This window comes from Acidovorax sacchari, from assembly GCF_042847045.1.
Lineage (GTDB): Bacteria > Pseudomonadota > Gammaproteobacteria > Burkholderiales > Burkholderiaceae_C > Paracidovorax > Paracidovorax sacchari.
In genome coordinates this window covers 409442-433971 of record NZ_AP035783.1, presented here as the reverse complement: position 1 = coordinate 433971, position 24530 = coordinate 409442, and the positions used below count along the sequence as shown (strand labels likewise).

Below are 24530 nucleotides of genomic sequence, written 5' to 3'. Positions count from 1 at the left end.
GGAGGAAAGACAGGATGTCGCTTGCCTACTGGTTCCGGGAGGGACCTGCGGAGCCCGTCGAGAATGGGTGGATTCAGTATGGGCCGGGGAAGGGGTTGCCCAAGCTGGTGTTCAAGGGCTTGGACAACGCCCAAAAAATTGTCTCGAAAATCGCCACTATCGATCCAGTGCGGAAAAAGATCATCCTGATCCAGCCCGGAGAGAAGGCGCTGTATGCCTCAGGCCTGCGGGAAAGAGGGGTTCCGGGATATCTGTATCTTTTCGCGCATGCGAATGCAACTCGCCTGCAGGGAGTGATAGACATTGGAGAAATCGTCAAGCTTTTTCATCTCAGCGGAATCTGGCATAGGCAACCGATCCTGATAGATGCCTGCAATGCCGGTGCCGCACCTGACGGTGTCGCCAGCATCTTGGCCAGGGCCTTGGGCACCCACATCACGGCGCCTACCACCACCACGTGGAATCATCCTTTCGGTGGCCCTGCTATCGGCCAGGGTGCTTTCGAAAAGCTACCAGGAGTATTGGAGAGACTGGCCATTCCGAACTTCCTACGCCCAGGACAATGGAGAACCTGGGGGCCGGACGGCGAACCCATTGCCACTACACGCACGTCCCCGCGCGATGGCGGAGGAGTTATCAGGGGCCCACTGGCTAACGAACTTCTGAGAAAACGATGATGTTGCGCTGGTGGAAACGGATGGGTTGCGGACTGCGACTTCTTTTGCTTTTTGCGCTAATGATCGGCATCTACACCGCATGGTGGTGGATCGATAGCGCGCGCACCTGTGATACCCAGGACGAATACAACCTTCGCGGCATCTGCCTCATGCGGATACAGGAGCGCGCCGAGCAGGGAGACAACGCCGCGCAATGGGGTTACGGCGCCTATCTCGAAACGGAAGGCAGGGAACCGGAAGCACGCCAGTGGCAGCTACGCGCCATGCACGGGGCACAGGTCGGGCTGGACCTGCGCAGTGAAATGAAGGTCTTTTGCGACCGCGTGCCGGGCTTCGATGCGCGCACCGTCGAAGCCATCATGCTGCGCGTGGTGCCGAACAGCCCCGATGCCCATCTTCGTTTGCTGCAGCTCTACATCCATCCCGGCTGCGGGGCGTTTGATCTCGACAAGGCCCGCGCGCAGATTCCCTGGTTGACGCAATGCGCACACCTCACCCTCGACGACTATCTCGAACGCTCTGAAAGTGCGAACTATCGCGTTCCGGCGGACACGCGATCAGCGATCCGCGCCAACATGGCGCTCTGCGAAAAGGAACTGGCAGGGCATCCCCCCCCTGACACGACAGTGCAGGAATTTCTTCCAGTTCGCAGGCAGGACGTGGAAGCGCTTCTACGCCGCCTCGCGGCACTGGGGCAATAGCCTATCGCCCCATCTGCTCCACCCACTGCGCCACCTCCTGCGACGCCTGGGCGGCTGCCTCGGCCATGGCGAGCGTGCCGCCGCGCGCGTCGGCCGTGGGGGCCGGGCGCTGGATGACGAAGACGCGCTGGGCGACGAGCTTCTCGCCGGCCTGGGTGGAGTCGGCGAGGGAGGCACGCAGCCGCAACACGCCGGTGCTGGACTTGGGCGCCTGGAAGACCTGGCTCAACTCCTCGATCTCCACGCGCAGCACCGCAGGCGGCTTGCCGGTGTCCACGAGTTGCGATGCGCCCTCGTCGCCCATGAGCACGGGACGGCGCAGGCCGAGCTGGTCGCGCAGGGCCTGCTGCACGAGCTGCGCGGGCGGTTGGCTCCAGCGTGCCTGGCCGTAGGGGCGCAGGCGGCGCGGATCGTCGTAGGCCAGGCGGTACAGCACGGCGGTGCTGCCTTCGACCGGCCCCGCGACGGCCACCTCGGGCAGCGCGATGGGCGGCAGCGGCGCGCCACGCTCGGCGGGCGCTTGCGACAGCGGGCCGGGACCGAAGTCGTACACGTCGGCCCGGGGCGGTGGCGCGGGCAGGGCGGAGCAGCCCGCCATGAGCGCTGCGGCGGCCGCGATGGCGACGGCCCGGAGGCCGCGGGCCCGGGGGGTGACTGCGTGGTGTGCCATGTCGTTCCTCGTCATGTCCATGGATGCGGTGGAAGATGCTGCGGGGCGTGCTTGCAGGTGCCCGGGCGGCCTGCGCCTCACGGGGCCGCCGCGGCAGGCGCCTCGAATCCGGGCTCGCCGGGGCCGCCCGCCGAACGGCCGGGCCCGTAGATGAGCGATTGCGGGTTGTCGCTGAAGCCGCTGGCCGCCCGGCCCAGCCGGCGCGCAGCGCGCGAGGTCTCGTCGGCGGCGTGGCTCAGGCGCGGCAGCGTCACGCGGCCGAAGCGGTCTGCGGCCAGCGAGAGCGATTGCGAGCTGTCGGCGATCTTGTCGATCGGCCCGCCTTCGGCGCTGAGCTTGCGCACGGCGGCCCTGACCTCGTTGGCCGCGTCGCCGACGTTGGTGCCCGCCTGCCGCAGCGCCTTCAGCGTCTCGCGCGCATCGCTCGCCACGCCCGGCACCGAGGCCAGTGCGGGATCGAGCCGCTGTTCCACGGTGGCATCGAGCCGCTTCATGAGCGCGTTGGCGCTGCCGGCGGCCTGGCCGAGGTTGTCCAGCGCCAGGGAGAAGCGCTTCTGGTTCTCGTCGCCCAGCAGGTCGTTGATGCGATCGGTCGCCTGCTGCACCTGCGCGAGGATGGCCGGCCCCTGCTCCGCCAGCTGGCTGAAGGGGGAACTTTTGAGGGGCAGCCGCGGCAGGCCGCTCGCCCCGCGGGGAAGCGCCGGCTGCGGACCATTGCCATCATCGAGCAGCACGTGGGCCAGCCCGGTGACGCCCTGGTAGCCCAGCACCGCGAAGGTGGCCGGGGTGACGGGCGCCTGGTCGTTGACGGCGATCCGGATGAGCACGTTGCCCGGTACGTCGGGATCGAAGCCGATGCGCGTGACCTTGCCCACGGCGACGCCCTTGTAGCGCACGGCGGCCTGGGGCTGCAGGCCGCCCACGCTCTCGCGGGTGGAGAGTTCATAGAGCTGGTAGCTCGCACGGTCGCGCGTGAGCCACAGGCCCAGCCCCGCCAGCAGCGCCGCCACGACCACCACGAAAATGCCCGCGGCCAGGGCATGGGACTTGTTTTCCATCAGGCCTCCTGTCCCGGGGCGGCGGCAGGCGGCGCAGACGGCGCGGGCGCCATCGCGCGGCGGCCGCGCTCCCCGAGGAAAAAGTGTTGAATGAACGGATGCTCGAAGCGGGTCACCTCCTGCGGCGTGCCGCTGGTGATGACCCGTTTTTCCGCGAGGACCGCGACACGCGTGCTGAGCGCGAAAAGCGTGTCCAGGTCGTGCGTGACCATCACCACGGTGAGGCCGAGCGCGGCATGCAGTTCGCGCAGCAGTTCGCAGAATTCGTCGGAGCTGTTCGGGTCGAGGCCCGCAGTGGGCTCGTCGAGCAGCAGCAGCGGCGGGTCCATGACGAGCGCGCGCGCCAGCGCCACGCGCTTGATCATGCCGCCCGACAGATCCGACGGCATGCGCGTGGCGTGTTCGGGCTTCAGGCCCACCATGCGCAGCTTGACCATGGCGGCGTCGCAGATCAGGTCCCTGGGCAGGGTGCCCTGCTCGCGCAGCGCGAAGGCGACGTTGTCCAGCACGCTGAACGCGGAGAACAGCGCACCGTGCTGGAACAGCATGCCCACGCGGCTCGCGGCGCCCGCGCGGCCCATCTCGGAGGCCGGCCGGCCCAGCACGGTGACGCTGCCTTTGGCCGGACGGGTGAGGCCCAGCATCTGCCGCAGCAGCACGGTCTTTCCGGTGCCCGAGCCGCCCACGAGCGCGAGGATCTCGCCGCGGCGCACCGTGAGGTCGAGGTTCTCGTGCACTGCGAAGGCTTCGTCGCCCTTGCCGAACACGGTGGACAGCCCCTGGATCTCGACCACGGGCGGCGCGTCCGTCGGCGGCGGCTCGGGGGCGGCCGCGGGGCCCGTGGCGATGGCGTCTGCTTCTGCTTCGCTCGTCATGCGCTCAGATCCCCAGGTTCTTGAACGCGATCGCGAAGAGCGCGTCCACGATGATGACCATGGTGATGGCGTTCACCACCGAGGCCGTGGTGCCCTCGCCCAGGCTCTGGGTGTTGGGCTTCACGCGCAGGCCCCAGTGGCAGCCGATGAGGGCGATGCCGACGCCGAACACCACCGACTTGCCCATGGCGAGCACGAGGTTGGAGAAGCCCACTGCATTGGGCAGCGCCTGCACGAAATAGGCAGGCGAGACGTTCATGGCGATGTCGGCCGCGAGCATGCCCCCCGCCAGAGCGCACAGCGTGGTCCAGACGGCGATCAGCGGCATGGCGATGGCCAGGGCTACAGCGCGGGGCATCACCAGCCGGAAGCCGTGCGGTATGCCCATGACGCGCATCGCATCCAGCTCCTCGGTGACCCGCATGACGCCGATCTGCGCCGTGATGGCCGAGCCGGACCGGCCTGCCACGAGGATGGCTGCCAGCATCGGGCCCAGTTCCCGGATCAGCGAGATGCCCAGGATGTTGACGATGAAGGATTCGGCCCCGAATTGCCGCAACTGCAGGCTCATGAGGTAGGCCAGCACCACGCCGATCAGGAAGCCCACGATGGCCGTGATGGGCATGGCCGTGGCGCCCATGCGGTAGAGGTGGCCCGAGATGTCGCGCCATGGCGCGCGGCGCGGCGCGCGCACCACCCGGACCAGGTCGATCATCAGCTGGCCCACCAGTTCCAGCAGGTGGCGCGCATGGCCGAGGGCGCTGAGCACTTTCACGCCGAGCCGGTCGATCTCTTCGGACAGGCGCCAGGAGGATTCGGACGGCCGGCGGGTGACGGTGTATTCGGCCACGCGCTCGAGCATGTCGCGCTGCGCATCGTCCACGGACAGGCGTTCGGGCCAGTCGCGGCCCCAGTGGTTCCAGAGCAGTTGCGCGCCCACGTGGTCGAGCCATTCGATGCCGCGCAGGTCCCACCCCAGGCCGGCCGAAGGCGGCGTCTTAGCCAGCTGCGCCGACAGGGCCTTCCAGGCCGGCCGCGTGCCCAGTTCCGCCGCGCCCCAGCGGCCGAGCAGCGCCGCGACCGGCCCTTCGGGGGTATCCGTGCGTGTGATGCGTGGCTGGCTGTCGCTCATGGAGGGGAAACGGTGCCGGATCGGGGCGGAAGGGACTGGCAGGATGCGGTGGGGTTGAACGGCGGAGACAAAGTGCCGCGGAAAACGGCAACCGGATGTTAGCGGAGCGCGGCGCGCCGCACGCGTCAGCGCAGAGCCCGTCCGTATGGCGGAGCGCGGCGGTTGAAATTTCGTCAAAACCGGCATGCAACCAGCAGGGATGGGCCATTAATGCTATCGAACCAGGAGCAGCAGGTGTTTCCCTATCGACAGCACGGCACCGCTGCGCACAATGGCCGGGCCCGTTGCCGCGCCGCGGCTTCCCGCCTTCCCTTCCCATGAGCGACACCACTTTCGACACCATCGTCATCGGCGGCGGCACGGCCGGCGCCCTGCTGTGCAACCGGCTGAGCGCCGACCCACGGCACCGTGTGCTGCTCGTGGAGGCGGGCCGCAAGGACGACTACCACTGGATCCACATTCCCGTGGGCTACCTCTACTGCATCGGCAACCCGCGCACCGACTGGCTCTACCAGACCGAACCGGACGAGGGCCTGAACGGCCGCAGCCTGCGCTATCCGCGCGGCAAGACCCTGGGCGGCTGCAGCAGCATCAACGGCATGATCTACATGCGCGGGCAGGCACGGGACTACGAGCAGTGGGCGGAGATCACCGGCGACGACGCATGGCGCTGGGAATCCGTGCTGCCGGCCTTCCGCCGCCACGAGGACCACTGGCGCCTGGACCGCCCCGACACGGCGAGCGAGGCGTTCCGGCGGTTGCATGGCAGCAAGAGCACCGGGGGCAGCGGCGAATGGCGGGTGGAGCGCCAGCGCCTGCGCTGGGATGTGCTGGACGCCTTCGCGCTCGCGGCGCAGCAGGCCGGCATCCCGGCGACCGACGATTTCAACGGCGGCAGCAACGAGGGCGTGGGGTATTTCGAGGTCAACCAGAAGAACGGCTGGCGCTGGAACACCGCCAAGGCCTTCCTGCGGCCCACCTGCTATGGCCGCCCCAATTTCGAGATGTGGACCGGCGCGCAGGCCGCCCGGCTGCTGCTGGAGACCCTGCCGGACGGCAGCAGCCGCTGCACGGGCGTGGAGGTGTGGAACGGCAGCGAGATGGTCACCGCGCATGCCGCCCGCGACGTGATCCTGAGCGCGGGCGCCGTCAATTCGCCGCAACTGCTGCAGCTCTCGGGCATCGGCCCGGGAGAGTTGCTGCAGTCGCATGGCATACCCGTGGCGCACGACCTGCCGGGGGTCGGCGGCAACCTGCAGGACCACCTGCAGATCCGCGCCGTGTTCAAGGTGAACGGGGTGCCCACGCTCAACACGCTGGCGGGCAACCTGTGGGGCCGCGCACGCATCGGGCTCGAGTACGCCCTCAAACGCACCGGCCCGATGAGCATGGCGCCGTCGCAACTGGGCGCCTTCACCCGCAGCGCGCCGGAGCAGCCACACCCCAACATCCAGTACCACGTCCAGCCCCTGTCGCTCGACGCGTTCGGCGAGCCGCTGCATGCGTTTCCGGCGTTCACCGCCAGCGTGTGCAACCTCAATCCGACGAGCCGCGGCACGGTGCGCATCCGCAGCCCCCGCTTCCAGGATGCACCCGCGATCGCGCCGCGCTACCTGAGCACGCCGGAGGACCGGCAGGTGGCCGCCGATTCGCTGCGCGTCACGCGCCGCATCGTGGCGCAGCCGGCACTGGCGCCCTACCGGCCCGAGGAATGGAAGCCGGGCCCGCAGTACCAGACCGACGAGGAGCTCGCGCGCCTGGCGGGAGACATCGCCACCACCATCTTCCATCCCGTGGGCACCACGCGCATGGGCGCCGACGGAGACTCTGCCGCGGTGCTCGACGCGCGGCTGCGCGTGCGGGACGGCCGGGGCGGCACGATCGCGGGCCTGCGGGTGGTGGACGCGGGCGCCATGCCCACCATCACCAGCGGCAACACCAATTCGCCCACGCTGATGATCGCGGAAAAGGCGGCCGAATGGCTGCGCGCCGAAGCCCGGGCCGCGGGCTGACGCGCAGCCGCGCGGGCGCCGATGCACCACCACGGCCCCATCCGGCCACCCGGCGCACCGCCATCGCGCACGGACCGCCTGAGGGAAACCCCCAATGCACCAGGCGAGTGCGGGAGTTACATTGCAGTTACCCGATGGCGCGCACGTCGCGCCACGAGGGGGCCGAGGAGACAAACTCGAACTCGAAAACACATTCCAAGCATCCCCTACAAGATGCCCTGTTTCCCCAAGCGCCGGTGATCCCGGCGCTTTTTTTTGCCTGCAAGCTATTGAAACGATAGCAGGTGAGACAATCCGGGGATGGAATGGATCATTGTTTCGCTGGCATCGCTGCTGGCCGGTTTCGTGGATGCCATCGTGGGCGGCGGCGGACTCATCCTGGTGCCCGCCCTGTTCGCCACCTTTCCCAACGCACCGCCGGCCACCCTGCTGGGCACCAACAAGAGCGGCTCGATCTGGGGCACCGCCATCGCCACCTGGCAGTACAGCCGCCGCGTGCAGATACGCTGGCAGTCGCTGCTGCCCGCCGCGGCCGCGGGCTTCGTGGGAGGGTTCGCCGGGGCGTGGACGGTCACCGTGGTGCCGGTGGACTTCCTGCGCCGGATCCTGCCCTTCATCCTGCTGGCCGTGCTGCTCTACACCCTGGCGCGCAAGGATCTCGGCAAGCACCATGCGCCACGCTTCGAGGGCGCCGCCGAAACCCGCATGGCCTGCCTGATCGGCCTCACGATCGGGTTCTACGACGGCTTCTTCGGTCCGGGAACGGGCAGTTTCTTCGTGTTCCTGTTCGTGCGGCTGCTGGGCTACGACTTCCTGAACGCGTCGGCCTCGGCCAAGCTGCTCAACCTCGCGACCAACGTCGCCGCGCTGATCCTGTTCACGGCCAAGGGCCAGGTGTGGTGGCACTTCGCGCTGCCGCTGGCGGTGGCCAACGTGGTGGGCAGCGTCCTGGGCACGCACATGGCGATGAAGCACGGTACGGGCTTCGTGCGTGGCATCTTCATCCTCGTCGTGGGGGCGCTGATCCTCAAGACGGGCTACGACGGCTTCATGAGGTGACATCCCCTGCCGGGCGGGACAGGCGCTCCGCCGCGCGCACGATTTCACCGATGAATACCGTCACGGCCGGGTGCTCGCGCTCGCCGCGCCGGAAGGCCACGGAGATTTCCCGGGCGACGGCCGGGCGCAGGGGCACGGCGCGGGTGCCCGGCAAGGGGCGCAGCAGGCGCAACCCGGGGACCACGGTCACGGCGCAACCGGCACCCACCATGGCGGACACCACCTCGAAGCCGAGGGCGCGCACGTCCATGCGCGGCTCGAAGCCTTCCGCAAGGCACAGGTTGCGCACGAACTCGCCGAAGCTGCTGGAGGCGGCGTCCATGGCCCAGGGCTCGTCCCGCAGGTCCGCCACGCCCAGCCACGGACGGGCGGTCAGGGGATGGGTGGCGGGCAGCAGCACGTGCAGCGAATCCCGGGCCAGCGCCACGAAACCGTAGCCGTCCTGCCGGCGATCCCGGCGCAGCGCGAGGTGGTCGATGAGCGCAATGTCGGCACGCCAGGAGCCGAGCGCTGCCAGGCCGTCCACCGGTTCCATTTCCTCCACGGCCAGGCGCAGGCGCGGATAGGCGGCCCGCAGCGCCTGGATCGTCTCCGGCAGCAGCGCGGAGGCGATCGACGGGAAAGCCGCCACGCGCAACTCGCCTGCCAGCTCGCGCCGCAGCAGCGCCAGTTCGGACTTCGCCTCGTCCAGCACCGCCATCAGGCGCTCCGCGTGCCGCACCAGCGCTTCGCCGCCGGGCGTGAGGCGCACGCCGCGCCCCTGGCGCTCGGTGAGCGCGATGCCCGCTTCCGCCTCCAGTTGCGCGATCTGTTGCGACACCGCCGAGGGCGTGAGGGACAGCGCCTCGGCAGCCGCTGCCATCGTGCCGCAGCGGGCCAGTTCGCGCAGGGCGCGCAGGCGGTTCATGTCCATGGTTTCCCGGCCTTCAAGAATCAACAGAATCTCTAATGTATTCCTTCACAAAAGATCAGTGGACCTGGTGAAACTTGTTGCCTACGCTGTGCGCCCATCCGCAGCATTGCACTCCGTCCCATGGCCATCAGCGTCTTCGACCTCTTCAAGATCGGCATCGGTCCGTCCAGCTCCCACACGGTGGGCCCCATGCGTGCCGCCCGCCTGTTCACCCACGCCCTGGAGCACCAGGGCCTGATGGCCGCCACGGGGCGCGTGGAGGCGGAGCTCTACGGCTCGCTGGGCGCCACGGGCAAGGGCCACGGCAGCGATACCGCCGTGCTGCTGGGCCTCGCGGGGCACGAGCCCGACACGGTGGACGTGGACCGCATCGGCGGCTACGTGGCCGACATCCGCGCAGGCGGGCGCCTGCCGCTGGCCGGCCACCATCCGGTCGCCTTCGACGAGCGGCGCGACCTGCGCTTCTACGCCCTCAAGACCCTGCCCTTCCACGCCAACGGGCTGCGCTTCGCCGCGCGCAGCGATTCGGGCGATCTGCTGCACGAGGCCACCTATTACTCGGTGGGCGGCGGCTTCGTGGTGAGCGAAGCGGTGGCGGCGGATGGATCCCGCCACAAGGTGGTGGCACCCGACCCGTCGGTGCTGCCGCTGCCTTTCGGCGATGCGGCGGACCTGCTGCGCCTCACGGCCACGCACGGCCTGGACATCGCGGGCGTGATGCGCACCAACGAACGGCACTGGCGCACGGACGCGGAGATCGACGCCGGCCTGCTCGCCATCTGGCGCACCATGCAGGGCTGCGTCGAGCGCGGCTGCCGCACCGAGGGCCTGCTGCCCGGCGGCTTCAAGGTGAAGCGGCGCGCAGCCGGCCTGGCGCAGCGGCTGGGAACGTTCGACCCCCGTCCGGAAGATCCGCTGCGGGTGCTCGACTGGGTGAACCTCTGGGCGCTGGCCGTGAACGAGGAGAATGCCGCCGGCGGCCGCGTGGTCACCGCCCCGACCAACGGCGCCGCGGGCATCGTGCCGGCGGTGCTGCACTACTACGTGCACACGGCGCCCGGCGCCAGCGAGCGCGGCGTGGTGGACTTCCTGCTCACGGCCGGGGCGATCGGCATCCTCTACAAGCAGAACGCGTCCATCAGCGGCGCGGAAGTCGGCTGCCAGGGCGAGGTGGGCGTGGCCTGCTCGATGGCGGCGGGCGCGCTGTGCGCGGCGCTGGGCGGCACGCCGGCCCAGGCGGAGAACGCGGCGGAGATCGGCATGGAGCACCACCTGGGGCTCACCTGCGACCCCGTCGGCGGGCTGGTGCAGATCCCGTGCATCGAGCGCAACGCCATCGCCTCGGTCAAGGCGATCAACGCGGCGCGCATGGCGCTGCACGGCGACGGCACGCACTTCGTGAGCCTGGACCAGGTCATCAAAACCATGCGCGAGACCGGGGCCGACATGCTCACCAAGTACAAGGAAACGGCCCGGGGCGGCCTGGCGGTGAACATCGTGGAGTGTTGAGCCCGAGGGCAGGTCCGCTTCTTGCTGAGCCTTGTAGCCGCTCCAGGCGGCACCGGACCATCCGCATTTTCGAGGAGGCATGGCGCCATGCCCCGTCTTTATAATGTGTCCACTCCGTGACGCCCGACCCCGGGCGGCGGGTCCACCATGTCCGGCTTCGCCACACGCCAAGCCGGATTTTTTGTACCCTGTCCCACCCCACCAGGAACCGCAGATGAAGATTCTCAAGACGATGGCCACCGCCGCCGTGGCGCTGTGCGCGGCCTTCTCGGCACAGGCCCGCCCGATCGACGCCATCCAGAAGGACGGCAAGATCATCATCGCCACGGAGGGGCAGTTCGCGCCCTTCAACTATTTCAACGGCACGCAGCTCACGGGCTTCGAGGTCGAGGTCGCCAACCTGGTGGCCAAGAAGATGAATCTGAAGGTGGAATGGAAGACGCTGGGCTTCGACGCCCTGCTGACCGGCCTCGCGCAGGACCGCTGGGACGTCGCCATCGCCTCGCACGGCGTGACGGAGGAGCGCTCCAAGGCCGTCACCTTCGCCACCCCCCACTACTGCTCCGGCGGCATGGTGATTTCCATGGACCCTGCCATCCGCGCGGGCAAGGACCTCGCCGGCAAGGTGGTGGCCGTGCAGACCGGCACGAGCTACCTGGAGAACGTGAAGAAGGTGCCCGGCGTGAAGGACGTGAAGAACTTCCCGACCGACGTGGACGCCCGCAGCGCGCTCACCTCCAAGCGGGTGGACGCCTGGGTGACCGACAAGTTCGTGGCCAAGGAAGTCGCCGCCAAGAATCCCAAGGCCGGCCTGAAGCTCGGCGACATGCTCTTCATCGAGAAGATCGCCCCGGCCGTGGCCAAGGGCAACACCGGCCTGGCCGATGCCTGGAACAAGGCCTTCGCCGAGATCCTGGCCGACGGCAGCTATGCCGCCGTGTCGAAGAAGTACTTCAACGAAGACGTCCGCTGCACCCCCTGATCCCTGACCGCCGGCCTGCGTCCCGCCGCGGACGCAGCCGCCGGCCTTCCGGACGTTCCCTCCCATGCTCACCGCCCTTTGGCCCCGGCACTGGAGCCGCCAGCAGCGCAGCAATGCGACACTGGTCTCGGCCCTGGTGCTGATGGTGCTGGCCCTGGCCCTGCTCGGCCAGGCCCTCTCCTTCCTCCCCGACCCCATCGGCCCCAACGCGCAGGCCTTCGCCGACGGCGCGCGCACCACGCTCTGGCTCACGCTCGTGAGCGGGTTCTGCGGCCTCGTTCTCGGCACCGGCGCGGCCCTGGCCCGCACCGCGCGCTGGACGCCGCTGCGCTGGGTGGCCCGCTTCTACATCTGGGTCATCCGTGGCACGCCGCTGCTGGTGCAGATCCTGTTCGTGTATTTCGCGCTGCCGGTGCTGGTGCCGGGGCTCAACCTGCCCGACTTCGCCGCCGCCGTGGTGGCGCTGGGCCTGAACGTGGGCGCCTACAACTCCGAAGCCATCCGCGCGGGCCTGCTGGCCGTGCCGCGCGGGCAGACCGAAGCAGCTCGTGCCCTGGGTCTGTCGCGCACGCATGTCTTCTTCGACGTGGTGTTCCCCCAGGCCTTCAAGATCTCGCTGCCGCCGCTGGTGAGCAACTTCGTGGCGCTGCTCAAGGACTCCTCGCTCGCCTACGCGATCGGCGTGGTGGAGCTGACCAACGTGGGCAACCGCATCCAGTCGGCCACCTTCCAGCCGATCGCCACGCTCTCCACGGTGGCCATCACCTACCTGCTGCTGACCACGCTGGTCACCCAGGTGTCGAACGCCATCGAGCACCGCTTCGACGTGGAGGGCCGCGCCCAATGAACCGGCCGCACACCACCCCCGCCACGCCCTACATCGTGGCGGAGAACGTCTGCAAGGCGTTCGGCACGCACCAGGTGCTCAAGGATGTCTCCACCGTGTTCAACACGGGCGAGGTCACCGTGATCATCGGAGCCTCCGGCTCGGGCAAGTCCACGCTGCTGCGCGCCATCAACCGGCTGGAGCCGCACGACAGCGGCCGCATCACCATCGGCGGCGTGGAAGTCACCGACGACCAGCGCGTCCTGCAGCAGCAGCGCAGCGAGGTCGGCATGGTGTTCCAGCAGTTCAACCTGTTCGGCCACATGAGCGTGCTCGACAACGTGACGCTCGCGCCGCGCCGCATCCACCGCACGCCGCGCGCGGAGGCGAACGAGCAGGCCCTGCAGCTGCTGCGGCGCGTGGGCCTGCGCGAGCACGCCCACAAGTACCCCTGGCAGCTCTCGGGTGGCCAGCAGCAGCGCGTGGCCATCGCCCGCGCACTGGCCATGCGGCCCAAGGTGATGCTGTTCGACGAGCCCACCTCCGCCCTGGACCCGGAAATGGTGCAGGAAGTGCTGGACGTGATGCGCGAGCTCGCGCGCGGCGGCATGACCATGATCGTGGTCACCCACGAAATGGGCTTCGCCCGCGAAGTGGCCGACCGCGTGATGTTCTTCGACCAGGGCCGCATCGCGCACGATGCGCCGCCGGCCGAGTTCTTCGCCAATCCGGCCAACGACCGCATCCGCGCCTTCCTGGGGCGCATGGGCAGCTGACCGCCTTGCGCTCCGAACGCCAGGGCCTGCTGGCCCTCCTCCTCGTCACCATGGTCTGGGGGACGACCTTCCCCGCGATGAAGATGCTGTCCGCGCACCTGGACGCGCTGCAGATCATCTGGATGCGTTTCGCCATCGCGCTGGCCGTGCTCAGCCCGATGTGGCGCGGCATGCGCCGCGCAGAGCTCGGCTGGGGGCTGCTGCTGGGCGGCCTCCTGTTCCTGGCGTTCTGGCTGCAGATCGAGGGGCTCGCGCGCACCAGCAGCAACCGCAACGCCTTCGTCACCGGCCTGAACGTGCTGGTCGTGCCGCTGCTGGCGATGGCCGTGCTGGGCCGGCGCTACGGGTGGACGCTGTGGGCCGCCTGCGGCATGGCACTGGCGGGCATGGGCCTGATGTTCCACGAGAACGAGCCCTGGAACCTGGGCGATACCCTGACCCTGGCCAGCACGGTGTTCTACGCCATCTACATCCTCGCACTCGAGGAATGCGCGCGCCGCACGGCCGCGGCGCCACTGCGGGCCACGCGCATGGCGGCCATGCAGGCGCTGGTGATGTTCGGTGCCGCCACCGTGCTGGTGGGCGTGCGCCACGACGGCCATGCCACGTCGATGGCGCAGATCGCGCAGTTGCCGGGCGATGCGTGGGCCGCCGTGGCCTACCTGGGCGTGGTGGCCAGCGTGCTGGTGGTCACGCTGCAGGCGTGGGGCCAGCAGCGCGTGGACGCCATGCGCAGCGCCATCGTCTTCGGCCTGGAGCCCGTGTTCGCGGCGCTCACGGCCTGGGTGCTGATCGGCGAACGGCTGGGCTGGGCCGGCGTGTGCGGGGCGGCGCTCATCGTCGGCGCGCTGATCGTCAGCCAGCTGCAGCCGCCGCGCGCACCACAGGCGGCCGGCTGAAGGGACGGCCCGGCGGCGTCAGGGCGCGGGGGCCGTGACCTGCACGTCGGCCGCGCGGCGCGGCGTGCCCATCGGGGCGCCGGCCTGGCCCTTGGCGACCGCCGCCAGGTCCTGCTCGTTGGGGTAATCGCCCTGGAGCCAGTAATCGAACACGCGGCGCACGATCGGCGCCGCGGCGGCCGCGCCGAAACCCGCGTTCTCGACGATCACGGCCACGGCGATGCGGGGGTTCTCCACCGGCGCGAAGGCGGCGAACAGCGAGTGGTCGCGCTGGTGCTCTTCCAGCAGCTTGGCGTTGTACTTCACGTTTTGCCCGAGGCTCACGGCCTGCGCGGTGCCGGTCTTGCCGGCCGCGGTGTACGGAGCACCTGCGAACACGCGCGTGCCCGTGCCGGCCTTGATCACCGCCGTGAGGCCGTTGCGCACGATTTCCAGGTTCTTCGGCGAATAGCCGAGGTTCTCGCCGGGCGGCTGCTGCACCTCGGTGACCACGCCGGTGACGGTGTCACGCACCGCCTTCACCAGGTGCGGGCGGTAGCGGATGCCGCCGTTGGCGAGCGTGGCCTCGGCCGAGGCCAGCTGCAGCATGGTGAAGCTGTTGTAGCCCTGGCCGATGCCGAGGGACACCGTCTCGCCCGAATACCAGCGCTTCATCTCCGGGCGCTTGTAGGTATTGCGCTTCCACTCGGTGCTGGGCAGCACGCCGCGCACCTCGCCGTTGAGATCGATGCCGGTGATCTGGCCGAAGCCCAGCGGCTTCATGAAGTCGTGGATGGTGTCCACGCCCATGTCCACGGCCAGCGAGTAGAAGTAGGTGTTGCTGGAGAACTGGATGGCGCGCACCATGTCCACGCCGCCCAGGCCGCCTTCGTGGCTGCGGAAGGTGTGGCCGCCGTAGGTATAGAAGCCCGGGTCGTTGTATACCTGCGTGGGCGAGCGCTTGTTCAGCTGCAGCGCGCCGAGTGCCATGAAGGGCTTGTAGGTGGAGCCGGGCGGGTAGGTGCCGCGCAGCGCGCGGTTGAGCAGCGGCTTGTCGATGGATTCGTTGAGCGCCTGCCAGTTCTCCGAATCGATGCCTTCCACGAACAGGTTCGGATCGAACGTGGGCTTCGATACCAGCGCGAGCACTTCGCCGTTGCGAGGGTCGATCGCCACGAGCGCGCCGCGCCGGTCGCCGAACATGTCCTCCACCAGCTTCTGCAGCTTGATGTCGAGCGACAGCATCACGGTGTTGCCCGGCGTGGCCGGATGGCTCGCGAGACGCCGCACGGCGTGGCCGCCGGCCGAGGTCTCCATGCGCTCCACACCGGTCTGGCCGTGCAGCGTGGTCTCCTGGCTCTGCTCGATGCCGAGCTTGCCGATGTGGTCCGTGCCGCGGTAGTTGGCCGCGTCCTCGGAATCCTCGATGCGCTCCTTCTCGCGCTGGTTGATGCGGCCGATGTAGCCGATGGCATGGCTCGCGATCTCGCCCAGCGGGTAATTGCGGAAGAGCCGCGCCTTGATGTCCACACCCGGGAAGCGGTAGCGCTGGGCGGTGAAACGGGCGACCTCCTGGTCCGAGAGGCGCGTGCGGATCGGCAGGGACTCGAAGCTGCGCGACTCCTCCATGAGGCGCTTGAACCGGCGCCGGTCGCGCGCGTGGATCTCCACGACCTTGGAGAGCTCGTCGATCGTGTCCTCCAGGCCATCGACCTTCGAGGGCGTGATCTCCAGGGTGTAGGCCGAGTAGTTGGTGGCCAGCACCACGCCGTTGCGGTCCTGGATGAGCCCGCGGTTGGGCACGATGGGAACGACCGCGGTGCGGTTGCTCTCGGCCTGGTCGGCAAGGTCTTCGTGGCGCACCACCTGCAGCACGAGCAGGCGCGCCACGATGAGGCACATGGCCAGCAGCACCACCAGGCCCACGACGAAGACGCGCAGGCGGAACCGCGAGAGATCGGCCTCGGTGTTGCGCAGCTCGGTCATGTCGGCAGGGCGGAAGAAAAGAGGAGGGGCGCGTCAGAGCGGCCGGTTCTCGTCGCGGTCGGGCGGGCGGCGCTGCGGCGCGAGCAGCACCCAGCTGGCCAGCGGCCACAGCAGGGCCTCGATCACGGGGGCGATCAGCCCCGGCAGTCCGGGCAGGATGCCGCCCGAGACCATGCGCACGAGCAGCTCGATCGCATGCGCGGCCAGGAACAGGGGCAGCACCTGCAGCGCCTGCGAGAACGGGCTGAACCACAGCAGGCGCCGGTGCAGGTAGATCGCGCCGAACATCATGGCGCAGTAGGCCAGCGCATGCTGACCCAGCAGCGCGGTCTGGTAGACGTCCATGCACAGGCCCATGACGAAGGCGACGGCCATGCCCACGCGCTGCGACTGGTGCACGCCCCAGAAAACGAGCAGCACCATGACGAGGTCGGGCGTCCACACCACGCGCCCGAGCGGCAGCATGTTGAACGCCAGCGCCACCAGCAGGCTGGCCGCGATGAAGGCGGGACGCACGGGCAGCAGCAGCTGCTCGCCGCGGGGCATGATCATCGGCGGCCCCCCTTGCGCGCTGGCGCGGGCTCGGCGGCCGGGGGCCGTTCGGGCAGGCCGGTATCGAGGGGCTGCAGCACCATGACGTGGCGGGCGCCCTGCGCCTGCGCCAGGGGCGCGCAGTAGATGCGGGCGAAGGCGGAGTCGGCCCGGCGCTCCACGCGCACGATGCGGGCCACGGGCAGGCCTGGCGGATAGAGGCCGTCCACCCCGCTGGTGGTGAGCAGGTCGCCCTCCTGCACGTCGGCATTGCTGGGCATGAAGCGCAGCTCCATCCCGCCGCCGTGCGCGATGACGGGGTCGCCGTAGGCGACGCCGCGCGCTCCGGTGCGCACGTTCATGACCGGAATGGCCTGGTCGCGGTCGATGAGCAGGGTGACCTCGCTCAGCAGCGGATGCACCCGGGTCACCTGGCCGAGCATGCCCGATTCGTCCATGACCGGGGAGCCGAGCACGATGCCGGCCATCTGGCCCTGGTCGATCATCACCCGGCGGGTATAGGGGTCGGCGGCGTCGTAGATCACCTGCGCGGCCCTGGCGGGCGTCTGCAGCCGGTCGCGCAACTGCAGCAGCTTGCGCAGGCGCTCGTTCTCCTGCAGGAGCTGTTCGGCCTGGTTGGCCCGCTGGGCCATGGCCACCATGTTGCGCCGCGCGGCATCGACCTCGGCCTGGGCGGATTCCATGGTGCGCAGGTAGGCCATGCCGCCGCCCACGAACTCCACGGGCTGCAGCATCACCCACTGCACCGGGTAGAGCGCCACGGCGATGGCCTTGCGCAGCGGTTCGGTGACGTGGAAGCGCGCGTCCGCCACCATGAGGAACAGTGCCAGCGCGCCGCACAGCGCGAAGCGGGCGCGCGGCGACGGGCCCTGCTTGAAGAAAGACGGCGCGGTCCGTTCGAGGGTACCGATGGGCATGGCGGTAGGGAACAGCCGCAGGGAATGTCAGGAGGGACGGTGCCGCGCGGGCACGGACGCAGGAACGAACGCGGCGGCACCGGGGCGCAGGCACGGCGGCCGGCCCGCCCGGCCGGCGGACCCGCAACCTCCGCCCCGCGGCATGGTCATGTCACTCGCTCGTGAAGATGCTGCCCTGGCGGTCCATGCGCTCGAGCGCGATGCCGCAGCCGCGGACCACGCAGGTCAGGGGGTCTTCGGCCACCAGCACCGGCAAGCCCGTCTCTTCGGCGAGCAGCCGGTCGAGGTCGCGCAGCAGCGCACCGCCGCCGGTGAGCATCATGCCGCGCTCGGCGATGTCGGCGCCCAGCTCGGGCGGGGTCTGCTCCAGGGCGTTCTTGACGGAAGACACGATCTGGTTGAGCGGATCGGTGAGCGCCTCCAGCACTTCGTTGCTGGAGATGGTGAAGCTGCGCGGCACGCCCTCGGAGAGGTTGCGGCCCTTGACCTCCATCTCGCGCACCTCGGAGCCGGGGAAGGCCGAGCCGATGCTCTTCTTGATGGCCTCGGCCGTGGGCTCGCCGATCAGCATGCCGTAGTTGCGGCGGATGTAGCTGATGATGGCTTCGTCGAACTTGTCGCCGCCCACGCGGACGCTGCCCTTGTACACCATGCCGCCCAGGGAGATCACGCCGACTTCTGTCGTGCCGCCGCCGATGTCCACGACCATGGAGCCGGAGGCCTCGGAGACCGGCAGGCCGGCGCCGATGCCGGCGGCCATGGGTTCCTCGATGAGATAGACGGCCGTGGCGCCCGCGGCCTCGGCCGCGTCCTTGATGGCGCGGCGCTCCACCTGGGTGGAGCCGCAGGGCACGCAGATGATGATGCGCGGGCTCGGCGTGAGCAGCGTGCGCGGGTGCACCATCTTGATGAACTGCTTGATCATCTGCTCGGTGATCACGAAGTCGGCGATCACGCCGTCCTTCATCGGGCGGATGGCCTCGATGTTGCCGGGCACCTTGCCGAGCATGGCCTTGGCCTCGTGGCCGACGGCCTGGATGACTTTCTTGCCGTGGGGGCCGCCTTCATGGCGAATGGCGACGACGGAGGGTTCGTCGAGCACGATGCCCTTGTCGCGGGCGAAGATCAGCGTGTTGGCTGTGCCAAGATCAATGGCAAGGTCGGTGGAGAAGTACCGACGGAAAGCTCCGAACATTCAGGAATTCCTCTCGGGCACGGCATGCGCGTCGGCCTGCCGTCGCCGGGTGTTTACAGGGTGTTTGTGGGCTTTTTTCGCACAATGACCGGCGGTTGGGAGGGTATTGCGGCAAAGCCGGGATAATACCGCATCCCCTGTGAATAACTCCCGCCCGGCCCTACGCCGGCGCAGCTTTACATCCCGTTTCCGGACCTGTTTTCCCTATGGCACTGACACCCCAGGACATTGGCCGCATCGCCAACCTGGCGCGGCTCGATCTGAGCCCCGCCGAAAGTGAGCGCATGCTTACGCAGCTCAACGGCTTTTTCGGCATCGTCGAGAAGATGCGGGCTGTGGATACCGCCGGCCTGGAACCCCTCTCCCACCCCGTCGCTGCCATCCAGGACATCGCCCTGCGCCTGCGGGAAGACACCGCGAGCGAGCCCGACCAGCGCGAAGCCAACCAGCGCAGCGCGCCCGCCGTGGAGCGGGGCCTGTTCCTGGTGCCCAAGGTGATCGAATAACAAGAATAAACGTACGTAATCCATGAGCGAACCCTCCTCTTCCCTGCACACCCTGGGCGTGGCCGAACTGGCCGCGGCGCTGCGCGGCAAGCGCATCTCCGCCGTCGAGGCCGCCCGGCATTTCCTCGCCCGCATCCAGCAGCACACCGACCTCGGCGCCTTCGTGAGCGTCAACGAGGAGGCCACCCTGGCCCAGGCTCGCGCCCAGGACGCGGCCATCGCCGCCGGCACGGCCGGCCCGCTGGCGGGCGTGCCCATCGCCCACAAGGACATCTTCGTCACGCGCGACTTCCCCAGCACGGCCGGCTCGAAGATGCTGGCCGGCTACCAGTCGCCCTTCGACGCCACGGTGGTCACGCGGCTGGCCGACGCCGGCGCCGTGACGCTGGGCAAGCTCAACTGCGATGAATTCGCCATGGGCTCGGCCAACGAGAACTCGGCCGTCGCCCCCCTGGGCGCCGATGCGCCCGCCCCGGTACGCAACCCCTGGGCGACCGACCGCGTGCCGGGCGGCTCCTCCGGCGGCAGCGCCGTGGCCGTGGCCGCGCGCCTCGCCCCGGCCGTGACGGGCACCGACACCGGCGGCTCCATCCGCCAGCCGGCCTCGTTCTGCGGCATCACCGGCATCAAGCCCACCTACGGCCGCGCCAGCCGCTACGGCATGATCGCCTTCGCCTCCAGCCTGGACCAGGCCGGCCCGATGGCCCGCTCGGCCGAGGACTGCGCCCTGCTGCTCTCGGCGATCTGCGGCCCCGATCCGGACCGCGACTCCACCAGCCTGGACGTGCCGGCCGAGGACTTCAGCGCGAAGCTGAACGACTCCATCGACGGCCTGCGCATCGGCATCCCGGCCGAGTTCTTCGGCGAGGGCCTGGCGCCCGACGTGCGCGCCGCGGTGGACGGCGCGCTCAAGGAATACGAGAAGCTCGGCGCCAGGCTGGTGCCCATCACGCTGCCGCGCACCGAGCTGTCCATCCCGGTGTACTACATCATCGCGCCGGCCGAGGCCTCGTCCAACCTGAGCCGCTTCGACGGCGTGAAGTTCGGCCACCGCGCCAGGGACTACACCGACCTGGTGGACATGTACAAGAAAACCCGCGCCGAGGGCTTCGGCGACGAGGTCAAGCGCCGCATCATGATCGGCACCTACGTGCTCTCGCACGGCTACTACGACGCCTACTACCTGCAGGCGCAGAAGATCCGCCGCATGATCGCGGATGACTTCCAGAACGCCTTCAAGGACTGCGACCTGATCGCCGGCCCGGTGGCGCCCACGGTGGCCTGGAAGCTCGGCGAGCACGGCAACGATCCGCTGGCCGACTACCTGGCCGACATCTTCACCCTGCCCGCCTCGCTCGCCGGCCTGCCCGGCATGAGCGTGCCCGCCGGCTTCGGAGAAGGCGGCATGCCCGTGGGCCTGCAGCTCATCGGCAACTACTTCCAGGAAAGCCGGCTGCTGAATGCCGCGCACCGCCTGCAGCAGGCGACCGATTTCCACCTCCGCACGCCCGGAGGACTGTGACATGACGACCAGCAAACTGATCCATGGCTACGAAGTCGTCATCGGCTTCGAGACCCACACCCAGCTCGCCACGCAATCGAAGATCTTCAGCCGCGCGCCCACGGCCTTCGGCGCCGAGCCCAACACCCAGGCCTGCGCGGTGGACCTGGCCCTGCCCGGCACGCTGCCCGTGATGAACCGCGAGGCCGTGGCCTGCGCCATACGCCTGGGCCTGGCCCTGGGCTCCAGGGTCGCGCCCGAGAGCATCTTCGCGCGCAAAAACTACTTCTACCCCGACCTGCCCAAGGGCTACCAGATCAGCCAGTTCGAGATCCCGGTGGTGCAGGGCGGCGAGGTGTCGTTCTATCTCGGCGACGAGAAGAAGACCGTGCGCCTGGTGCGCGCCCACCTGGAGGAAGACGCGGGCAAGTCGCTGCACGAGGACTTCATCGGCCAGTCGGGCATCGACCTGAACCGCGCCGGCACGCCGCTGCTGGAGATCGTGACCGAGCCCGACATCCGCAGCAGCGAGGAGGCCGTGGCCTATGCCCGCGAGCTGCACAAGATCGTGACCTGGATCGGCATCTGCGACGGCAACATGCAGGAAGGCTCGTTCCGCTGCGACGCCAACGTCTCCGTGCGCAAGCCGGGGGCGCCGCTGGGCACGCGCCGCGAGATCAAGAACCTGAACAGCTTCAAGTTCATGCAGCAGGCGATCGACTACGAGATCCGCTGGCAGATCGAGCAGATCGAGGACGGACACGCCATCCAGCAGGCCACCGTGCTGTTCGACCCGGACACGGGCGAGACCCGCGCCATGCGCACCAAGGAAGACGCGGCCGACTACCGCTACTTCCCCGACCCGGACCTGCCGCCGCTGCGGATTTCGGAGCAGTGGGTACAGGAAGAGCGCGCGCGCATGCCCGAACTGCCACGCACCATGGCCGCACGCTTCGTGGCCGACTACGGCCTGCCGGAATACGACGCGACCACGCTCACCCAGTCCAAGGCCATGGCGGCCTACTTCGAGGAAGCCGCGAAGGCCAGCGGCAGCCCCAAGCTTGCGAGCAACTGGATCATGGGCGAGGTGTCGCGCCGCGTGAATGCGGGCGAGACCGACATCGCCGCCGCGCCGGTGACGGCCGCGCTGCTGGCGAAGCTGATCCAGCGCATCGCCGACGGCACCATTTCCAATGCCGCCGCCCGGCAGGTGTTCGATGCACTCTGGACCGGCGAAGGCCAGGACGTGGATGCGGTGATCGAGGCCAGGGGCCTCAGGCAGATGAACGACTCCGGCGCGCTGGAGAAGATCATCGACGAGGTGATCGCCGCCAACCCCGACAACGTGGCCCAGTTCAAGGCCGGCAAGGACAAGGCATTCAATGCCCTGGTGGGCCAGGCCATGAAGGCCAGCAAGGGCAAGGCGAACCCGCAGCAGGTCAACGAGATGTTGCGCGCGCGGCTCGCGGCCGCCTGACGCTGGTGGTATAGGGGCCGGGGCTGGCCGATCCCCGGTCAGCGAGATGCCGGCATGCCCTGCTGCGCGGCCCAGAGCTGGCGCAAATGGGCCAGTTCCGCGTCGAAGCGCTGGTGCACCCGGCGCTTTTCGTCCTCCTGCGAGGCGATGAACCGCTGCTGCTGGGCGAGCGACTCCTCCTGCTCGGCGATCTGGCGGCGCAATGCCATGGGGGCCTTGGACGGGTCGCGGCGGTAGAACTCCATCTCGGCGTCGAGTGCCTTGCGCTGGCGCCGCAGTTCGGCCACGCGGGCCTCGGCCACGGACGTCACCTCGTTCACCTGCGCGATGGCCGCCGCGCGCTCGGCATCGTGCGCGGCCTGGTCCGGATAGCGGGCGACCAGCACGCGCTCGCGGCGCCGCTCCTCGGCGGCGCGCGCCCGTTCGTCGGCCTCCTTCCGGCGCTGGGCTTCCAGCGCGGCACGCTCCTGGTCGGACAGGATGGGACCCACGCGCGAGCGCTCCGTGCCGGACGGCCCCAGCACGCGCTGCTCGCGGTCGGAGCACTCGGGGATGGGGCGGTCCGCGGTGAGGCGGCGGCCCTTGGCGTCCACGCAGGTGTAGATGCCGCCGGGCCCGGGCTGCTGCTGCGCCTGGGCCGCGGCACCGCACAGGAAGGCCAGCGCCGCTCCGGCGCCAGCGCGCCAGAGGCTCAGTTGCTTCACCGGAAGGGCTTCCATGCTGTGCAGGTGTCCGTGCTCTCCCGCCGCCCGAAAAGGGCCCGATGCGGCGTGCGAAGTAAGGTCAGGCGCGGTTCAGACGCCGTAGCGCTGGCGGTAGGCCAGCACGCGCTCGTGGTGGGCGCCCATGCCGGAGCCCCCACGGTCCTGCAGATATTGCAATAAATCGGCCAGCTTGGCGATGGTGCACACCTGCATGCCCAGCTGGCTGCGCACGTACTGCACGGCGCTGTGGTCCACGTCCTGGCCGTTCTCGGTGGCCTTTTCCTGGCGGTCGAGGGCAATGGCCATCGCGTGGGGAACGGCCCCGGCGGCCCGGATGAGCGCGATGGATTCGCGCGCGGCGGTGCCGGCGGACATCACGTCATCCACGATGAGGACGCGGCCCTGCAGCGGCGCGCCGACCAGCGTGCCGCCCTCGCCATGGTCCTTGGCCTCCTTGCGGTTGTAGGCGAAGGGGACATTGCGGCCATGGCGGGCCAGTTCCACCGCCACCGTGGCGGCCAGCGGGATGCCCTTGTAGGCGGGCCCGAAGACCATGTCGAATTCGATGCCGCTTGCAGCCAAGGCTTTTGCATAGAATTCCGCGAGCCGGCCCATCTTGGCGCCATCGTCGAAAAGCCCGGCATTGAAGAAGTACGGGCTCATGCGGCCCGCCTTGGTCTTGAATTCGCCGAACCTGAGCACGCCTGCCTCCACGGCGAAATGCACGAATTCCTGGGCGAGGCGGTCCGCCGACGCGCCGTCTCCCGCCATTTCCGTTCCCGCCTGCCGCTGCGCGCCGTCTGCCACCATGGATGCTTCCCTTTTCAAATTGACCAGCCTGAACCTCAACGGCATCCGCTCCGCCGCCTCGAAAGGCGTGGAGGCATGGATTGCCGAGACGCGGCCGGATTGTATTTGCGTGCAGGAGATCAAGGCCCAGTCCGCCGACATGGAAGGCCGTTTCGAGACCCTGGCGGGCCTCAAGGGGCATTTCCACTTCGCGACCAAGAAGGGGTACTCGGGGGTCGGCATCTACACCCGCCACGAGCCCAGCGACGTGCGCGTGGGCTACGGCTCCACCGAATTCGACGCCGAGGGGCGCTACGTGGAAGCCCGCTTCGACACGCCTTCGCGCAAGCTGTCGATCATCAGCGCCTATTTTCCGAGCGGCTCGTCGGGGCCGGAGCGCCAGCTGGCCAAGTTCCGCTTCCTGGCGGAATTCCACGTGCACCTGATGCGCGTGAAGGAAGAGCGCGAGTTCATCCTCTGCGGCGACGTCAACATCGCCCACCAGCAGATCGACTTGAAGAACTGGCGCAGCAACCAGAAGAACAGCGGCTTCCTGCCCGAAGAGCGCGAGTGGATGACAAAGTTGTTGCACACGACCGACCCGGGCGGCGGCCTCGTGGACGTGTACCGCCTGCTGCAGCCCGACACCACCGAGACGGCCTACACCTGGTGGAGCAACCGCGGGCAGGCCTACGCGAACAACGTGGGGTGGCGGCTGGACTACCACCTCGCCACACCGGCCATCGCGGCACTGGCGCGCACCGAGTCCATCTACAAGCAGCAGAAGTTCTCGGACCACGCGCCGATCACGGTCGGCTACGACCTGGCGATCTGA

Annotated in this window: 24 protein-coding genes; 13 read left to right on the top strand and 11 right to left on the bottom strand. The window is 69.1% G+C overall.

What is annotated here, in order from left to right; translation table 11 throughout:
- Nucleotides 1–14 precede the first annotated feature (14 nt).
- Together ACGHC0_RS01960 and ACGHC0_RS01955 are read left to right on the top strand one after the other, a co-directional pair.
- Nucleotides 15–677: a hypothetical protein gene (locus ACGHC0_RS01960; protein ID WP_415267302.1), complete on the top strand. Its 663-nt coding sequence runs from the start codon at nt 15–17 to the stop codon at nt 675–677.
- Nucleotides 674–1378, top strand: a complete 705-nt coding sequence (locus tag ACGHC0_RS01955) for a hypothetical protein (RefSeq protein ID WP_415267301.1) — start codon at nt 674–676, stop codon at nt 1376–1378. The genes ACGHC0_RS01960 and ACGHC0_RS01955 overlap by 4 nt, the downstream gene beginning before the upstream one ends.
- Before the next feature lies 1 nt (nt 1379).
- On the opposite strand, the gene ACGHC0_RS01950 is transcribed toward ACGHC0_RS01955, so the two are convergent.
- From ACGHC0_RS01950 to ACGHC0_RS01935, 4 genes are all read right to left on the bottom strand, one after another.
- Nucleotides 1380–2048: an ABC-type transport auxiliary lipoprotein family protein gene (locus tag ACGHC0_RS01950; protein WP_415267300.1), complete on the bottom strand. Its 669-nt coding sequence runs from the start codon at nt 2046–2048 to the stop codon at nt 1380–1382.
- Between the two features lie 77 nt (nt 2049–2125).
- Nucleotides 2126–3106 (bottom strand): MlaD family protein, encoded by a 981-nt coding sequence (locus ACGHC0_RS01945; protein WP_415267299.1) that lies wholly within the window; start codon nt 3104–3106, stop codon nt 2126–2128.
- The gene (locus ACGHC0_RS01940; protein WP_415267298.1) at nt 3106–3981 is read right to left on the bottom strand and encodes an ABC transporter ATP-binding protein; all 876 of its coding nucleotides are present in this window, start codon (nt 3979–3981) and stop codon (nt 3106–3108) included. Before ACGHC0_RS01940 ends, ACGHC0_RS01945 begins: the two co-directional genes overlap by 1 nt.
- 4 nt (nt 3982–3985) lie before the next feature.
- Nucleotides 3986–5113 carry an MlaE family ABC transporter permease gene (locus ACGHC0_RS01935; RefSeq protein ID WP_368353776.1) on the bottom strand — a complete coding sequence of 376 codons (1128 nt, stop codon included), beginning with the start codon at nt 5111–5113 and terminating at the stop codon, nt 3986–3988.
- A 317-nt stretch (nt 5114–5430) separates the two neighbouring features.
- On the opposite strand from ACGHC0_RS01935, the gene ACGHC0_RS01930 reads away from it, so the two are divergent.
- Nucleotides 5431–7125, top strand: a complete 1695-nt coding sequence (locus ACGHC0_RS01930; RefSeq protein WP_415267297.1) for a GMC family oxidoreductase — start codon at nt 5431–5433, stop codon at nt 7123–7125.
- Nucleotides 7126–7425: 300 nt separating this feature from the next.
- Nucleotides 7426–8184, top strand: coding sequence for a sulfite exporter TauE/SafE family protein (locus ACGHC0_RS01925; protein WP_415267296.1), 759 nt, complete (start codon nt 7426–7428; stop codon nt 8182–8184).
- On the opposite strand, the gene ACGHC0_RS01920 is transcribed toward ACGHC0_RS01925, so the two are convergent.
- Nucleotides 8174–9097: a LysR substrate-binding domain-containing protein gene (locus tag ACGHC0_RS01920; RefSeq protein ID WP_415267295.1), complete on the bottom strand. Its 924-nt coding sequence runs from the start codon at nt 9095–9097 to the stop codon at nt 8174–8176. The genes ACGHC0_RS01925 and ACGHC0_RS01920 overlap by 11 nt on opposite strands.
- A gap of 120 nt (nt 9098–9217) precedes the next feature.
- Here ACGHC0_RS01920 and ACGHC0_RS01915 point away from each other — a divergent pair, with 120 nt between their 5' ends.
- From ACGHC0_RS01915 to ACGHC0_RS01895, 5 genes are all read left to right on the top strand, one after another.
- Nucleotides 9218–10606, top strand: a complete 1389-nt coding sequence (locus tag ACGHC0_RS01915; RefSeq protein ID WP_368353772.1) for an L-serine ammonia-lyase — start codon at nt 9218–9220, stop codon at nt 10604–10606.
- A 214-nt stretch (nt 10607–10820) separates the two neighbouring features.
- Nucleotides 10821–11588, top strand: coding sequence for an ABC transporter substrate-binding protein (locus tag ACGHC0_RS01910; protein ID WP_368353771.1), 768 nt, complete (start codon nt 10821–10823; stop codon nt 11586–11588).
- A gap of 64 nt (nt 11589–11652) precedes the next feature.
- The gene (locus tag ACGHC0_RS01905) at nt 11653–12435 is read left to right on the top strand and encodes an amino acid ABC transporter permease (RefSeq protein ID WP_107128430.1); all 783 of its coding nucleotides are present in this window, start codon (nt 11653–11655) and stop codon (nt 12433–12435) included.
- Nucleotides 12432–13190, top strand: coding sequence for an amino acid ABC transporter ATP-binding protein (locus ACGHC0_RS01900; protein ID WP_415267294.1), 759 nt, complete (start codon nt 12432–12434; stop codon nt 13188–13190). Before ACGHC0_RS01905 ends, ACGHC0_RS01900 begins: the two co-directional genes overlap by 4 nt.
- Nucleotides 13191–13195: 5 nt before the next feature.
- On the top strand, nt 13196–14089 hold the full coding sequence (locus ACGHC0_RS01895) for a DMT family transporter (RefSeq protein ID WP_368353769.1): 894 nt from the start codon (nt 13196–13198) through the stop codon (nt 14087–14089).
- An 18-nt stretch (nt 14090–14107) separates the two neighbouring features.
- Here ACGHC0_RS01895 and mrdA read toward each other — a convergent pair whose 3' ends face one another.
- From mrdA to ACGHC0_RS01875, 4 genes are all read right to left on the bottom strand, one after another.
- Entirely contained in the window at nt 14108–16054 is a 1947-nt protein-coding gene (gene mrdA / locus ACGHC0_RS01890; RefSeq protein ID WP_368353768.1) for a penicillin-binding protein 2, read from the bottom strand.
- Between the two features lie 33 nt (nt 16055–16087).
- Entirely contained in the window at nt 16088–16606 is a 519-nt protein-coding gene (mreD, locus tag ACGHC0_RS01885) for a rod shape-determining protein MreD (RefSeq protein ID WP_208912077.1), read from the bottom strand.
- Nucleotides 16603–17523 carry a rod shape-determining protein MreC gene (gene mreC / locus ACGHC0_RS01880; RefSeq protein WP_368353767.1) on the bottom strand — a complete coding sequence of 307 codons (921 nt, stop codon included), beginning with the start codon at nt 17521–17523 and terminating at the stop codon, nt 16603–16605. Before mreC ends, mreD begins: the two co-directional genes overlap by 4 nt.
- A gap of 151 nt (nt 17524–17674) precedes the next feature.
- Complete coding sequence (locus ACGHC0_RS01875; RefSeq protein ID WP_011793479.1) at nt 17675–18718, bottom strand: rod shape-determining protein; 1044 nt, start codon at nt 18716–18718, stop codon at nt 17675–17677.
- 206 nt (nt 18719–18924) lie between these two features.
- Between ACGHC0_RS01875 and gatC the strand changes: the two genes are divergently transcribed.
- From gatC to gatB, 3 genes are read left to right on the top strand one after another with little or no spacing between them, the layout of a single operon-like run.
- A complete protein-coding gene (gatC, locus tag ACGHC0_RS01870; protein ID WP_013592861.1) occupies nt 18925–19224 on the top strand; it encodes an Asp-tRNA(Asn)/Glu-tRNA(Gln) amidotransferase subunit GatC in 300 nt (99 codons plus the stop codon).
- Nucleotides 19225–19246: 22 nt separating this feature from the next.
- Nucleotides 19247–20746, top strand: a complete 1500-nt coding sequence (gene gatA, locus ACGHC0_RS01865) for an Asp-tRNA(Asn)/Glu-tRNA(Gln) amidotransferase subunit GatA (RefSeq protein WP_415267293.1) — start codon at nt 19247–19249, stop codon at nt 20744–20746.
- 1 nt (nt 20747) lies between these two features.
- Nucleotides 20748–22202, top strand: coding sequence for an Asp-tRNA(Asn)/Glu-tRNA(Gln) amidotransferase subunit GatB (gatB, locus tag ACGHC0_RS01860; RefSeq protein WP_368353765.1), 1455 nt, complete (start codon nt 20748–20750; stop codon nt 22200–22202).
- A gap of 38 nt (nt 22203–22240) precedes the next feature.
- Here gatB and ACGHC0_RS01855 read toward each other — a convergent pair whose 3' ends face one another.
- Together ACGHC0_RS01855 and pyrE are read right to left on the bottom strand one after the other, a co-directional pair.
- On the bottom strand, nt 22241–22921 hold the full coding sequence (locus ACGHC0_RS01855; RefSeq protein WP_415267292.1) for a DUF4124 domain-containing protein: 681 nt from the start codon (nt 22919–22921) through the stop codon (nt 22241–22243).
- 75 nt (nt 22922–22996) lie between these two features.
- Nucleotides 22997–23716: an orotate phosphoribosyltransferase gene (pyrE, locus tag ACGHC0_RS01850; protein ID WP_415267291.1), complete on the bottom strand. Its 720-nt coding sequence runs from the start codon at nt 23714–23716 to the stop codon at nt 22997–22999.
- Here pyrE and ACGHC0_RS01845 point away from each other — a divergent pair.
- Entirely contained in the window at nt 23715–24530 is an 816-nt protein-coding gene (locus ACGHC0_RS01845) for an exodeoxyribonuclease III (protein ID WP_368353763.1), read from the top strand. The genes pyrE and ACGHC0_RS01845 overlap by 2 nt on opposite strands.

What these genes read in the sequence shown, in the direction of transcription:
- ACGHC0_RS01960 (WP_415267302.1), top strand. Translation starts at nt 15, where the DNA reads ATGTCGCTTGCCTACTGGTTCCGGGAGGGACCTGCGGAGCCCGTCGAG.
- ACGHC0_RS01955 (WP_415267301.1), top strand. Translation starts at nt 674, where the DNA reads ATGATGTTGCGCTGGTGGAAACGGATGGGTTGCGGACTGCGACTTCTT.
- ACGHC0_RS01950 (WP_415267300.1), bottom strand. Translation starts at nt 2,048, where the DNA reads ATGGCACACCACGCAGTCACCCCCCGGGCCCGCGGCCTCCGGGCCGTC.
- ACGHC0_RS01945 (WP_415267299.1), bottom strand. Translation starts at nt 3,106, where the DNA reads ATGGAAAACAAGTCCCATGCCCTGGCCGCGGGCATTTTCGTGGTGGTC.
- ACGHC0_RS01940 (WP_415267298.1), bottom strand. Translation starts at nt 3,981, where the DNA reads ATGACGAGCGAAGCAGAAGCAGACGCCATCGCCACGGGCCCCGCGGCC.
- ACGHC0_RS01935 (WP_368353776.1), bottom strand. Translation starts at nt 5,113, where the DNA reads ATGAGCGACAGCCAGCCACGCATCACACGCACGGATACCCCCGAAGGG.
- ACGHC0_RS01930 (WP_415267297.1), top strand. Translation starts at nt 5,431, where the DNA reads ATGAGCGACACCACTTTCGACACCATCGTCATCGGCGGCGGCACGGCC.
- ACGHC0_RS01925 (WP_415267296.1), top strand. Translation starts at nt 7,426, where the DNA reads ATGGAATGGATCATTGTTTCGCTGGCATCGCTGCTGGCCGGTTTCGTG.
- ACGHC0_RS01920 (WP_415267295.1), bottom strand. Translation starts at nt 9,097, where the DNA reads ATGGACATGAACCGCCTGCGCGCCCTGCGCGAACTGGCCCGCTGCGGC.
- ACGHC0_RS01915 (WP_368353772.1), top strand. Translation starts at nt 9,218, where the DNA reads ATGGCCATCAGCGTCTTCGACCTCTTCAAGATCGGCATCGGTCCGTCC.
- ACGHC0_RS01910 (WP_368353771.1), top strand. Translation starts at nt 10,821, where the DNA reads ATGAAGATTCTCAAGACGATGGCCACCGCCGCCGTGGCGCTGTGCGCG.
- ACGHC0_RS01905 (WP_107128430.1), top strand. Translation starts at nt 11,653, where the DNA reads ATGCTCACCGCCCTTTGGCCCCGGCACTGGAGCCGCCAGCAGCGCAGC.
- ACGHC0_RS01900 (WP_415267294.1), top strand. Translation starts at nt 12,432, where the DNA reads ATGAACCGGCCGCACACCACCCCCGCCACGCCCTACATCGTGGCGGAG.
- mrdA (WP_368353768.1), bottom strand. Translation starts at nt 16,054, where the DNA reads ATGACCGAGCTGCGCAACACCGAGGCCGATCTCTCGCGGTTCCGCCTG.
- mreD (WP_208912077.1), bottom strand. Translation starts at nt 16,606, where the DNA reads ATGATCATGCCCCGCGGCGAGCAGCTGCTGCTGCCCGTGCGTCCCGCC.
- mreC (WP_368353767.1), bottom strand. Translation starts at nt 17,523, where the DNA reads ATGCCCATCGGTACCCTCGAACGGACCGCGCCGTCTTTCTTCAAGCAG.
- ACGHC0_RS01875 (WP_011793479.1), bottom strand. Translation starts at nt 18,718, where the DNA reads ATGTTCGGAGCTTTCCGTCGGTACTTCTCCACCGACCTTGCCATTGAT.
- gatC (WP_013592861.1), top strand. Translation starts at nt 18,925, where the DNA reads ATGGCACTGACACCCCAGGACATTGGCCGCATCGCCAACCTGGCGCGG.
- gatA (WP_415267293.1), top strand. Translation starts at nt 19,247, where the DNA reads ATGAGCGAACCCTCCTCTTCCCTGCACACCCTGGGCGTGGCCGAACTG.
- gatB (WP_368353765.1), top strand. Translation starts at nt 20,748, where the DNA reads ATGACGACCAGCAAACTGATCCATGGCTACGAAGTCGTCATCGGCTTC.
- ACGHC0_RS01855 (WP_415267292.1), bottom strand. Translation starts at nt 22,921, where the DNA reads ATGGAAGCCCTTCCGGTGAAGCAACTGAGCCTCTGGCGCGCTGGCGCC.
- ACGHC0_RS01845 (WP_368353763.1), top strand. Translation starts at nt 23,715, where the DNA reads ATGGATGCTTCCCTTTTCAAATTGACCAGCCTGAACCTCAACGGCATC.
- pyrE (WP_415267291.1), bottom strand. Translation starts at nt 23,716, where the DNA reads ATGGTGGCAGACGGCGCGCAGCGGCAGGCGGGAACGGAAATGGCGGGA.